A 12430-nucleotide genomic window follows, 5' to 3' on the forward strand; every position below is an offset into this window, starting at 1 on the left:
CCGCCCGCCCGCCCCTACCGCAACCCGCACCGCGAACACCCCAGATCCCCGAGAAGAGAAGGAGGCGCAACCAGTGCACCGGATCGTGAACGTGGTCGGTGTCGGCGGTTCGAGCCGGCCCGGGTCCACCGCCGAACAGGCCCTGCGGATCGTCCTGGACGCGGCCCAGAGACGCGGCGCGTCAGTGCAGCTGATCGCGGGCCCCGCACTGGCCATGCCGATGTACGACCCCCGGCAGGGCACCACCACCCCGCAGGCCAAGCGGCTCCTGGCTGCCGTCTCCGGCGCGGACGGCCTCGTCCTGGCCAGCCCCGCCTACCACGGCGGCATCTCCGGCCTGGTCAAGAACGCCCTCGACCACGTCGAGGAACTGCGCGAGGGCGCCCGGCCCTACTTCAGCGAACGGGCCGTCGGATGCGTGGCCGTCGCCAACGGCTGGCAGGGCGCCGCCTCCACCCTGGCCGCCCTGCGCGACGTCACCCACGCCCTGCGCGGCTGGCCCACACCGCTGGGCGCCGCCATCAACACCTCGACGACGCGCTTCTCGCCCGCCGGGGACTGCAAGGACGACCGCGTCCAAGCACAACTGGAGGAGATCGCCGCCCAGGTCGTCGACTTCGCCACCCTGCGCGTCCTCGCCGAGACCCCGACCGAAAGCCTCCGCTGAGCCCCGAGCCCGGCCGCCGAGCACCGTCCCGCCGAGCACCGTCCCCGGCCACCGGCAGCGGCGGGCGCGCCACGGCCGGGGCCGGGCAGCCCCGGAACCCGTCGTTCCGCGAGGCGCCCGTCCCCGGCCGTCGGTGCCGGGCGGCCGCACGCCCTGGCGCGGCCGGTCGGGTCAGGTCGGGTCTGCCGGTCAGGTCGGGTCAGCCGATCGGCGCCGCCAGGTACTCCAGCGCGTAACCGGCCCCGGAAGGACTCACCCGGGCGATACCGGGGGAGTCCAGGTGCGCCCCGGCCACGAAGTGGTCGGGCTGCGAGAGCCGTTCGAGCAGGGCCGCCCGCGCGGCCCGGGCGCGGGGCTGGTCGCCGTCGAGCTCCCAGGACACCTCCGGCCGGCCGAACTGCAGCGTCGGTACGTGGACGGTGTCGCCCCACACCAGCAGGTGCCCGCCACCGCTGCTGATGTCGTAGACGGTGTGCCCGGGCGTGTGGCCGGGCGCGGGGAGCGCGGTCGCCCAGCCGTTGATCGCGACCTCCTCCGACACCGGCACGACCCGGTCGCGGATGGGCTCCAGCCGCCCCGTGAACACGGACGCGTCGGCCGCACCGATCCACACCCGTTCGAGCTTGCCGAACGCCTCCGAACCGTCCGGCGCGATCAGACCGCTCACGTGGTCCTCGTGCCGGTGGGTGATGGCCACGTCGGTGATGTAGCCGCGGTCGACCCCGGCCTCCTCGAGCGCCTCGTAGACCAACCCCATGGTCGGGTCGTGCCAGACGTTCGACGCACCGGTGTCGATCAGGAGCGACCACGTGCCGTCGGTGACGAAGAAGGCGTTCACCGACAGCCGCAGGTTCTCGCCCGCCAGCGGAACGGCGGCCGGGAGCACGTCGAGCGCCCGCCCGTCCTCCCCGCGCAGGCGCGTCGGCGGCATGTCGATGTACCCGTCCCGCAACGACACCACCTGCAGGTCGCCGAACTCGAACGTGGCATGGAGCCGGCCACTAGAGACCAGACGCATGGATCCTCCATCGTGCTGTGCGTCTTCTACGCACGTACCACCCCACCCTCCACGCCCGCGGCCCCGGACGTGGCGGAACCCTCCCGAGATCACCCGTTCGTGGTCCACCCGTCCCGCCCGGCCCTCCGGCACGCGCCAGCAGTCGCGCACCGCGCCCGTGATGGGATGGGGCCCCGGAGCGGGCGAACGGAGGAACGGGACGGCGGGAGCGGAGAAGGTGACCGAGGCGCGGGCCCGGGGGCTGGTGCTGGGGGCGGCGCTGCCCCGGGCACTGAGCAGCCCGCCCCCGGGGCCGGGAGGTTACGCGCTCCGTCCGGGGGACACCGGAAGGTCACGCGGTCTCCCCCGGCCAAGCGAAATCCCGCCTCCAGGCGGCGCAGGGCGGCGGCGGGGTCGGGGTGGCGGCGGGGCGCCGTCCCCTTGCATGTGCCGCATGTCAACTCTTCGACACGGGCGTCACCGCACGCTCCGGTCCGACCTGCTGCTGCCCTGGGTGCGGCAGACCTGTGCTCCCCGGCGGCGGCCCGCCGTCTCGTCCGCGGCCTGGCGCTCGCTGCTGGCGGTGACCGCCCCGGCCGGTCTCGGCCTGCTGGCCGGGCGGCCCGCCGAGGGGGTGATGGTGGCGCTGGGCGCGCTCTCGGCGGTGCTGACCGACGTGGCGGCCGCCTACCGGCACCGGGCGGTCACCATGCTGCTTCCGCAACTGCTGGGCGTGGCAGGGGCGTTCGCGACCCTGACGGCCGAGGGCGGGCCGGTCGCGCCGTACGTGCTGCCCGCGCTGGGGGTGGTGGCGGGGGCGCTGGCCTGCCTGGGCCCGGAGGGCTCTCTCGGCGCGATGATCCTGCTGATGGACGCCGAGGTGGCCCTCGACCTGCCGCTGCCCGGGCCGCTCTGGCTGCCTCCGGCGCTGATGCTGCTGGGCGGCCTGTCGGTGGTCGCGCTGGCACTGGCTGGACGGCCTTTCTTCCGCGGCCGGGCCGAACGGGCGCTGCTGGCCCAGTGCCTGACGGGCTGCGCGGCGGTGCTGGAACCGGACGCCGCCGGGCCCGCCGGGACGGCCCGGCGGCGCGCCCTGCACGACGTGCTGGAACGGGCCCGGCACACCGGCGCGGTCGGCGGCGGCCCGCTGCTGGCCCGCCACCTGCCCGGGCTGCTCGTCCTCGCCGAGACGGCCTCCTCGGCCGGGGCCCGGGGCCTGTCGGCGGATCCGGCGCTGGCCGGGCGGCTGCGCGCCGAGGCGGAGCGGGTCGCGGCGGGTCGCCCGGCGCTGGACGGGCCGTGGCCGCCGGGGTGCGGGCCGCTGGACGTGCGGCTGGTGCGGGCGGCGCGGGCCGCGGTGCTGCCCGAGGCGTCGGCGGGGGCGGTTCCGGTCACGGCGGGTGACTGGCGGGCCGGGCGGCGGTGGGGGGCGGCCCGGGCGGCGGCGAGGGATCCGCGGTCCTGGCTGTGCGGCCTGCGGGTGGGCCTGGCGCTGCTGCTGGCGGGCGCGGCGGCCGCGTACTTCGACCTGCCGCACCCGTACTGGGCGGTGCTGAACGTGACCTTCGTGTGCCGTCCGGACGTCGGGCCGGTCACCGGCCGTGCGCTGGAACGGTTCTGCGGGACGGCGCTCGGCCTGCTGTGCAGCGGGCTGGTGCTGGCCTGCGCCGGGCCGGACTGGGCGCTGCTGGGGGTGCTGGCGGCGGCGGCCGGGCTGGTCCCGGCGCTGTCCGGGACCGGCTACCTGTACCAGGCGGCGGCGCTGGCCACGGTGGTCATGACGGTCACCCAGCTCGCGGGCGACCCGGGCCTGCCGCTGCTGCTGCCCAACCTGGCCTCCTGCGCGATCGGCTGCCTGGCCGCGGCCGCCGCCTGCGAGCTGCTCGGCCCCCGCCACCGGCAGCTCGCGCTGGCCCGCCGCCTCGCCGTCGCGGTCGAGCAGGCCACCCTCGCGCTGACCCCGCACCGCCCGCGCACCGCGCTCGCCCCGCACCTCCAACTCGCCCTGGCCCGGGCCGAGTTCGAGCGGGTCCGGCGCGAGCCGCCGTGGCGGCGGGGGGCGACCGAGCGGTGGGGCGCACTGATCGACGAGGTGGAGCGGGCGGTGGACGCCGCGCTCGCCCCCGTCCCGGCCCCCGCCGACCACCGCCACTTCGACGCCACCCGCCACCACCTGCACCGCCTCGCCGAGCGGCTGCACCGCCTGGACGGCCGCGAGGGCGCGGCGGGCGCGGCGGGCGCGGGGCGCGCGGCGGGCGCGGCAACGACGGAGGGCTACCGCTCGGCTGCGCCCGCGCCGCGGGCCTCCGGGGTCGGGCGCAACGCCCGGGCCGCACAGCAGCTGCGCGACGTGCCGGTGCCCGCCGGGATGCCAAGGACGGCTGTGCTCGGGGCCGCGGCGGGTCGCGGGGGGCCGGGGGCGGAACCGGTCTCCCGTCCGGTGCGTCGGAGTGCTGCAACCTGTCGGCCCTGAACGCGAGACGGGAGTGCCGTGCGGCGCCTGTTCGATCGGTGGATCCCCGTGGTGGTGTGCGCGGTGTGCCTGTCCTCGGGCGGCTGCGCCGAGGTGCGGGGCGGCGGGCCCCCGTCAGCCGGGACGGCGAGTTCCGCTCCGGCCGGTGGCGCGGCCCTGTCCCGCGCGGCGGAGGAGGTCGACCGGCTGGTGCGCGAGCGGTTCACGGCGTGGTACGCGGGGACGGTGCTGGACCAGGGCTCCGGCACGGTGACGGTGTACCGGAAACCGGGCAGCGGTCTCGACGCCGCCGTTCGCGCGCGCGCCACCGGGGTGGTCCTGGTCCTCCGACCGGCCGCTCTCTCCCGCGAGGAGATGCTCGCGCTGGTGCGACGGATCATCGGCGACGCGCCCTACTGGCGGGAGCAGGGGATCGCGGTGACCGGCGGCGGTCCGCTCGAGGACGGTTCCGGGGTGAGCGTGATGACGCCCACCGGCGCTCCGGACGAGGCCGCCCGCCTGACCGGGCACTACGGCAGCAAGGTCGTGGTGGAGCGGGGCAGTCCGGTTCCGGCCGTCGGAGGTCTCGTGGTGCCGCCGTCCGCGAGCGGGCAGGGCTGATCCTGCCGGGCCGGGGCCGACCGGCCGCCCGCACCCCGTCGGCGCGTCGGCACGTCGGCACGTCGGCACGTCGGCGCTTCGGCGCTTCGGCACGTCGGCGGCCCCGCCCTCTGCCCGCAGCGAATCTGCGGCGGGCAGAGAAGCCTTCGCCGGGGGCCGCCGGGGGGCAAGAGTGGAGTCACCGACCCTCCGTCAGCACCGGGAGATGCGATGACCCCACTGCCCCGTACCCTCCAGCAGTTCCACCCCCGGGCGGAGGACGGCGACACGCCGCCGAGCCCGTTCGACGACCACCTGGCGGCGCTGCTGCTGGCCCGGCGGATCGTGCTGCTCGGCACGCAGGTCGACGACGTGTCGGCGAACCGGGTCTGCGCGCAGCTGCTGCTGCTCTCGGCGGAGGACCCGGGTACCGACATCAGCCTGTACATCAACAGCCCGGGCGGTTCGGTGACGGCGGGGCTGGCCATCTACGACACCATGCGGCTGATCCCGAACGACGTGTCGACGCTGGCGATGGGGTTCGCCGCCAGCATGGGGCAGTTCCTGCTGACGGTGGGCGCGCCGGGCAAGCGGTTCGCGCTGCCGAACGCGCGGATCATGATGCACCAGCCCTCGGCGGGCATCGGCGGCACCGCGGCCGACATCGAGATCCAGGCGGAGAACCTGGAGTACACCAAGCGGGCCATCGAGCGGATCACTGCCGAGCACACCGGGCAGAGCCCGGAGACGATCGCCCGGGACGGCGACCGGGACCGCTGGTTCACGGCCGAGCAGGCCCGCGAGTACGGGATGGTCGACCGGGTGGTGGAGTCGCTGCCCGAGGTCGGCGCCGGGGCGTCGCGGCGACGGGCGGGGCTGTGACCATGACCTCCCACCCGATGACCATGGCCTCCTACCCGATCCCGTACGTGATCGAGCGGACCGCGCAGGGCGAGCGCTCGTACGACGTGTTCAGCCGGCTGCTCAACGAGCGGATCGTCTTCCTCGGCACCGAGATCGACGACGGCGTGGCCAACGCGGTGATCGCGCAGCTGCTGCACCTGGAGTCCGCGGGCCCCGACCAGGAGATCGCGATCTACCTCAACTCGCCCGGCGGGTCGTACACCGCGCTGATGGCGGTCTACGACGCAATGAGCTTCGTGCAGTGCCCGATCGCCACCTACTGCGTCGGGCAGGCGGCCTCCACGGCGGCGGTGCTGCTGGCGGGCGGCGACCCGGGGCGGCGGGCGGTGCTGCGGCACGCCCGGGTGCTGCTCGGGCAGCCGGCCAGCGGCGGGCAGCGGGGGACGGTCTCCGACCTGAGCCTGGCCGCCAAGGAGGTGCTGCGGGTCCGCGCCCAGGTGGAGGAGGTGCTGTCCCGGCACACCGGGCACCCGGTGGCCGAGCTGCGGGCGGACATGGACCGGGAGAAGGTGTTCGGCGCGGAGGAGGCCGTCGCGTACGGCCTCGCCGACCGGGTGCTGAACAGCCGCCTGCCCGCCGGCTGAACCCCGGTGCGGCGGGCGGCTGTCGGCGGGGCGGCCGTTCAGGCCGCCAGGCAGAGCCCGCCGTAGCGGCCCGCGGTGGCCGTCCGGCCGCGCGGGGCGGTGGTGCTGCGGGCCGCGACGAGTTCCTGCTGCACCAGCGAGAGGACGTCGCCGAGCCCGAGGCCGAGCGCCCGGGCGGCGGCGGCGAGCACCTCCGAGGAGGCCTCCTTGCGGCCGCGCTCCAGCTCCGACAGGTAGGGCACGGAGATCCGGGCGGCCTCCGCGACGTCCTTCAACGTCCGTTCCTGGGCGAGGCGTTCGCGTCGCAGGACACCGCCCACCACGTCCCGCAGCAGCGGTTCCCTGGGCTGCTCGGGCCGCGGCGCCTCCGGCCGGGGGCGCAGCGGGACGATGCGGGTCCGGGTGTCGGCCGGTGCGGGGGCGGTGTGGGTCGTCATCTCCCCAGCCTAGGCAGCGCGCGCCCCGGCGGGGGCCCGCGCCGCTCTGCCCTCAGCAGAAGGGCGCCTCCGGCAGGACGGGCCCGGCCGCCGGAGGCTGGTGGCTCCTCCGGCGGCCGGGCCGCGCTGCGGTGGTGGTGCGGCTACTCCTTGCCGGGCACCGCCAGGATGCACAGCAGCGAGCAGGCCACCGCGGAGGACGCCGCGGTGGTGGTCGGGGTGGTGCCCGCGGGCGCGTTCGCGGCGACGAAGTTCGCGGACGCGGTGTTCTTCAGCGGCAGTGCCAGCAGCAGCGAGTGGCAGTGGATCTGGCGGCTGCTCCCGGCGGCCAGCGCGAACGTCCCGGCGGCGGTGCGGCAGGCGGGCGTGGTGGCGTCGTTGACGGTGACCTGGGCGGCGTCGACCGGTCCGGCGTTGGTGACGGTGATCCGCCAGTACGCGGTGCCGAGCAGGCCGAGCAGGCCGACGGGGCTGGTCTTGGCCCAGGGCCCGGGTCCGCCGGGTCCGCAGTCGTGCGGGTTGAGGGAGCCGCAGATCTCCTTCTCGACACTGACCTTGGGCTGGCAGGCGCTGCCGGGGGCGACGGCGGTGGTGACGGTGTTGGAGGTGAGCGCGCCGGTCGCGTCGGTGCCGGTCGCGGTGTTGCTGACCGTGGTGGTGGCGCAGTCGGCGCTGACGGTGGTGCGGAAGCAGACCTGCGGCGCGTCGCCCCGGTACTCGACGACCAGCATGGGGTGGTTGGTGGCGGTGAAGTCGCCGGTGGTGGTGAGCACGAGTTGGGCGGTGACGGTGAGCGCGGGGTGGGCGGCGGGGTCGATGCCGCTCAGGTCGACGGTGCCGTCGGGGGCGAGGCCGGGGTTGGCGACGAGGGTGCCGTCGGGGTCGGTGACCTGGACGCGGGAGGCGGCGAGGTCGAGGTGGGTGAGGTCGAGGCCGGTGAGCCGGGCCCGGGTGTAGGCCTGGACGTGGCCGGTGGTGCCGTCGCAGTAGAAGTCGGCGGGGGCGAGGGTGACGGTGGCGCCGCTGTGCATGCAGGGGCTGGCGGCGGTGGCCGGGTCCATCGAGAAGAGGATCCCGGCGTCGCCGAGCCCGATCAGGCAGCGGGTGGTGCTGTCGTAGCGGTAGCCGTAGTCGCGGGTGACGCCGTTGTTGGCGGTGGGGTGGGTGGCGGGCTGCGGGAACCCGGCGCAGGGGGCGGCGGCCGTCCAGTCGTAGCAGACGGTGGCGCCGTTGCCGCCGCTGCCGCCCCAGAGGGGGAAGTAGCTGCGGGTGCCGTCGTCGGTGGTGACGGTCTCGGGGTCGAAGCTCAGCGTCCCGCCGCTAAAAGCGGACAGCGCGGTGGGCGCGGTGAGCGGCGTGCCGTCGACGGCGTAGCAGGTGGTCAGCACGGTGGCGCCGCCGACGGTGCTGGTGCAGACGCCGTCGGGGTGCCCGGCGGTGTCGTACGCGGTGAAGGCGTCGTAGGTGTAGTACGCGGAGTTGGGTCCGGCCGTGTGCGGGGTGTCCCAGCCCGCGCAGACGGCGTTGGTGGTGGTGTCGAAGCAGCCGATGGCGGGCGGGCCGGTGACGCTGGAGCCGCCGCCCTGCGGGGCGGAGGAGGCGAACACCTTGTCGCCGACGGTGGTCAGGCCGCCCTGGTAGAGCGCGTTGGGGTTGCCCGGCAGGTCGTGGTTGGGGACGACGACCGGGCCGTAGGGCTGTCCGGCGCAGGGGGTGCGGGCGGGCAGCGCCAGGCAGAGCACCTGGCCGGTGCTGGCGACGGCGTACAGGTTGTCGCCGACCTTCGCCAGCCCGGCGAGGCTGTTGGCGCTGCTGGGGCTGGTGCCCTTGGCGGCCAGCTCGGTGTAGCCGCAGTTGGCGTGGGCGGCCAGGTCGAGGCAGGCGATGCCGACGCCGGTGGCGGTGGAGACGGGGTGGTACAGCAGGTGGGGCTGCTGGGGGTCGAGCACGTACTTGGAGGTCAGCGGGCTGCCGAGGTCACCGGTGTTGCCGGTGCCGAGCGGCCCGGCGGCGCTGTTCAGCGGGCGGGGCCAGGGGCCGCCGGTACAGGGCTGGCCGGTGGTGAGGCTGCTGCACACCACCTTGGCGGCGGCCGGGGAGGCGTGGTGGTAGATGCTCCAGGCCTGCACCTCGCCGGTGGGCGTGCGGTACAGCACCGGGGTGTAGCCGTCGCCGCCGGTGGCCTGCGCGGTGGGCTGGACGGGGGCCAGCAGCAGCGGGGAGACCTCCGTGCCGCCCGCCCGGGCGACCGGGTTCTCGGCCCGTACGGCGACGGTGGCGGCGCCGGTGTCGTTCGGCCCGAAGGTGCTGCCGTCGGTCGACCAGGACGCGGTCCAGCCCGGCGGCACCTTCAGCGAGCCGGGCACGTACGTCTGGGCGCCGCCCGCTCCGGCGATCGCGTCGGTGACGGCGGCCGGGGCGGGGGTGTCGCCGGTGGTGCCGTTGCGGTACTGGACGGTCCAGTTGAGGGTGTCCCCGTGCTCGGCGGTGGCGGCGCCGGGGTGGGTGGTGTTCTGCACGCTCTTGACCAGCGCCGAGCCCGACGCGGTGTCGGCGGCGGTGGCGGCGTCCGCGGCGGCGGCCCGGCCGCTCGCGGGGAGGGCGCCGCCCGTGCCGAGCAGCAGCAGGGCGGTGGCGAGCGCCGCGGCCAGGGCGGCGCGCGGCGTACGGGCTCGGTCGGCTCGACGGATCGGCAGGGGCGGACGCGGGCTTCTCAGCACTGTTTCTCCACCTCGGATCAGCAGCTGACCTGACGGATCGTCAGGTCACGCCGCGGACCAAGGTAAGGGGGCGGGCCGTTCGCTCCGGACCCAACTTTTCCCATTGGTCACACCATGACCGAATATGACCATCCGTCAGGCCGATAGTCGTCGCGGAAAACGAACGCCCGACCGCCCCTCGACACGCGGTTCGCCCGTCCCGCCTGAAAGTTCCGGGGCCGGACGCCGGGAAGTTTCCGGGGCGCCCCGGGCCCCGACCTGCCCAAAGCCCTGGGGTTCACATGCATGAACCACAGTCACGTACAAGTCCATTGACGCGCCCAGGACAGGCTCCTACCGTCCTTGGAGCGGCGCCGCACCCGCCCCACGTTCACATCCGTGACCCCACCCACCTGGAGACGAACGCATGCGCAAGAGAGCAGCCCTCACGTCCGCGGCCCTGCTGGCCGGCACCGTGGCCGTGCTGTCCACCGGGCCCGCCAACGCGGCGGCCACCCGCTACGAGGCCGAGGCCTCCCCCGCCGTCTGCACCGGCACCGTCGACTCCGACTGGACCGGCTTCTCCGGCTCCGGCTTCTGCAACGGCACCAACGCCACCGGCGCGTACGTCCAGTTCACCGTGAACGCCACCGCCGCGGGCACCGCGACGCTGCAGTTCCGGTTCGCCAACGGCACCACCACCGCCCGGCCCGCCGACCTCGCCGTCAACGGCACCGCCAGCGGCACGCTCTCCTTCGAGGGCACCGGCAGCTGGACCGGCTGGACCACCAAGTCCGTGACCGTGCCGGTCCGTTCGGGCAGCAACACGGTCCGGCTCAACCCGACCACCTCGGCCGGCCTGCCCAACCTGGACTACCTCGACGTCGAGGTCACCACCTCCTCCACCACCACGCCCCCGCCCACCGCGAACGCCCTCTACGTCGCCCCGAACGGCACCGACGGCGCCGCGGGCACCCAGTCCGCCCCCACCACGCTCACCTCCGCGATCTCCCGGATCACCCCCGGCGGCACCATCTACCTGCGCGGCGGCACCTACGCGTACGGCAAGACCGTCACCGTCCCCGCGGGCAGCAACGGCACCGCCTCCGCCCGCACCACCCTGTCCGCGTACCCGGGCGAGACGCCGGTGCTCGACTTCTCCGCGATGAGCGAGGACCCGGCCAACCGCGGGCTGGTCGTCAACGCCGACTACTGGCGGGTGTACGGCCTCACCGTGCAGCGCGCCGGGGACAACGGCATCTACGTCGGCGGCAGCCACAACGTCATCGAACGGACCGTCACCCGGTACAACCGCGACTCCGGCCTGCAGCTCGGCCGGATCTCCTCCAGCACCCCCGCCTCGCAGTGGCCCTCCGACAACCTGATCCTCGGCGCCGAGTCCCACGACAACGCCGACTCCGACGGCGAGGACGCGGACGGCTTCGCCGCCAAGCTCACCGTCGGCTCCGGCAACGTCTTCCGCTACACCGTCTCGCACAACAACATCGACGACGGCTGGGACCTCTACACCAAGACCGACACCGGCCCGATCGGCCCCGTCACCATCGAGGACTCGCTCTCCTACGGCAACGGGACGCTCTCCAACGGCACCGTCAACGCCAACGGCGACCGCAACGGCTACAAGCTCGGCGGCGACGACATCGCGGTCAACCACACCGTCCGCCGCAGCATCGCCTACCGCAACGGCCACCACGGCTTCACCTGGAACAGCAACCCGGGCAGCATGGCCGTCTCCAACAACCTGAGCATCGACAACGCCGAACGCAACTACTCCTGGGACGCCGGGAGTTCGGTGTTCCGCAACAACACCTCCTGCCGCTTCGCCGTCAGCGGCTCCAACGACAAGACCATCGGCGACGCCGACTCCAGCAACCAGTTCTGGTCCGGCACCAACGGCTCCCGCTGCGCCTCCTACTCGGGCGCCCTCGCCTGGTCCTTCGCCTCCGACGGCCGCCTGGTCGTCACCATCGGCGGCAAGGCCGTGACCCTGTGAGCGGGTGACCCGCCGGGCGCGCGACCACGCGCCCGCGCGACCCGCGTCGGCCCGCCCCGCACCCCGGGGCGGGCCGACCGCCGTCTCACCCCCGCTGCGCCGCCAGGAAGTCGGCGCAGCGCGGCAGGCCCTGCTCGGTGATCCGGTCGTTGACGGTGAGGAAGTCGACCGTCGGGACGATCGTCAGCAGGTCGGTGATCGGGGTGGCGTACTTGCCCGCGATGTACCGGTAGTTGTCCACGGCGCTCACGGCCCGCTCGTCGTAGGCCTTCTCGTGCGGGTAGTGCAGGGCGGCGGCCTCCCGGTTGACGACGAAGCGGGCGCCGTCCAGGTGCAGCCGGTAGCCCAGGTCGATGTCCTCGCCGCCCCAGCAGCGGAACGCCTCGTCGAACATGCCGACGGAGCGCAGCTGTTCGGTGTTCGCGGAGGTGTTGCACGTCCAGTAGAGGAACCAGGGCGCGGGCAGCTCGTGGAAGCGGTGCTCGTTGCGGGCGTAGAAGCCCTCCCGGTAGTCGGGCCAGCGGCCGTCCGCGCGCAGCGCCTCGATCGCGGCGCTCGGCTCGGCCGGGTCGACGAAGGCGCGGATCTCCCGGGCGTCCTCGTTGTCCTGGTTGAAGCAGTACACGTAGCCGCAGACCGCGGCCGGGCCCTCGGTGGCCCGGTGGGTGTCCAGGTGCGCGCGCAGGCCGCCGGAGTGCAGCAGGACGCCGGAGTCGACGAAGACGCACACCTCGCCCTCGGCGTTGGCGATGCCGACGTTGCGGGCGGCGGCGACCCGGAAGCCCTCGTCCTCCTGGAAGAAGTAGCGCACCCGCAGGCGGCCGCGGTCCCGGTGGGCGCGGACCACCTCGGCGGTGCCGTCCGTGGAGCCGTCGTCGACGACCAGCACCTCGAACTGCTCGGCGGGCAGGTCCTGCCCGGCGAGGGCGTCCAGGGTGTGGCCGAGCAGGTCGGCGCGGTTGTAGGTGGGGATGACGACGCTGACGGTCGGCTGCACGGCCATGGTTCGTTCCTCCGGGCGACGGGTACGGGTGCGGGTGCGGGTGCGGGTTATTC

The 12430-nt window shown here is 74.8% G+C and carries 10 protein-coding genes; 6 read left to right on the top strand and 4 right to left on the bottom strand.

The window, feature by feature from the left end:
- Positions 1-73: 73 nt before the first annotated feature.
- Entirely contained in the window at positions 74-667 is a 594-nt protein-coding gene (locus OO57_RS35750; RefSeq protein ID WP_033256970.1) for an NADPH-dependent FMN reductase, read from the top strand.
- 199 nt (positions 668-866) lie between these two features.
- On the opposite strand, the gene OO57_RS35755 is transcribed toward OO57_RS35750, so the two are convergent.
- Positions 867-1685 (bottom strand): MBL fold metallo-hydrolase, encoded by an 819-nt coding sequence (locus OO57_RS35755; protein ID WP_033256971.1) that lies wholly within the window; start codon positions 1683-1685, stop codon positions 867-869.
- Positions 1686-2118: 433 nt separating this feature from the next.
- Between OO57_RS35755 and OO57_RS35760 the strand changes: the two genes are divergently transcribed.
- The 4 genes from OO57_RS35760 to OO57_RS35775 all read left to right on the top strand — a co-directional run bounded on the left by OO57_RS35760 (position 2119) and on the right by OO57_RS35775 (position 6224).
- A complete protein-coding gene (locus tag OO57_RS35760) occupies positions 2119-4137 on the top strand; it encodes an FUSC family protein (RefSeq protein WP_158715355.1) in 2019 nt (672 codons plus the stop codon).
- 18 nt (positions 4138-4155) lie between these two features.
- Positions 4156-4737, top strand: coding sequence for a hypothetical protein (locus tag OO57_RS35765; RefSeq protein WP_033256973.1), 582 nt, complete (start codon positions 4156-4158; stop codon positions 4735-4737).
- A 210-nt stretch (positions 4738-4947) separates the two neighbouring features.
- Positions 4948-5598: a ClpP family protease gene (locus OO57_RS35770; RefSeq protein WP_033256974.1), complete on the top strand. Its 651-nt coding sequence runs from the start codon at positions 4948-4950 to the stop codon at positions 5596-5598.
- A 23-nt stretch (positions 5599-5621) separates the two neighbouring features.
- Positions 5622-6224 (top strand): ClpP family protease, encoded by a 603-nt coding sequence (locus OO57_RS35775; protein ID WP_033256977.1) that lies wholly within the window; start codon positions 5622-5624, stop codon positions 6222-6224.
- Between the two features lie 38 nt (positions 6225-6262).
- Here OO57_RS35775 and OO57_RS35780 read toward each other — a convergent pair whose 3' ends face one another.
- Complete coding sequence (locus tag OO57_RS35780) at positions 6263-6661, bottom strand: helix-turn-helix domain-containing protein (RefSeq protein WP_051778681.1); 399 nt, start codon at positions 6659-6661, stop codon at positions 6263-6265.
- A 143-nt stretch (positions 6662-6804) separates the two neighbouring features.
- Positions 6805-9381, bottom strand: coding sequence for a DUF7617 domain-containing protein (locus OO57_RS35785; RefSeq protein ID WP_234337665.1), 2577 nt, complete (start codon positions 9379-9381; stop codon positions 6805-6807).
- A 406-nt stretch (positions 9382-9787) separates the two neighbouring features.
- Between OO57_RS35785 and OO57_RS35790 the strand changes: the two genes are divergently transcribed.
- Entirely contained in the window at positions 9788-11374 is a 1587-nt protein-coding gene (locus OO57_RS35790) for a carbohydrate-binding protein (protein ID WP_033256975.1), read from the top strand.
- A gap of 85 nt (positions 11375-11459) precedes the next feature.
- Here the strand turns inward: OO57_RS35790 and OO57_RS35795 are convergent, their stop codons facing one another.
- Entirely contained in the window at positions 11460-12377 is a 918-nt protein-coding gene (locus OO57_RS35795; RefSeq protein ID WP_033256976.1) for a glycosyltransferase, read from the bottom strand.
- Positions 12378-12430: the final 53 nt, after the last annotated feature.

It is taken from the genome of Kitasatospora phosalacinea (genome assembly GCF_000717185.1).
GTDB lineage: Bacteria > Actinomycetota > Actinomycetes > Streptomycetales > Streptomycetaceae > Kitasatospora > Kitasatospora phosalacinea_A.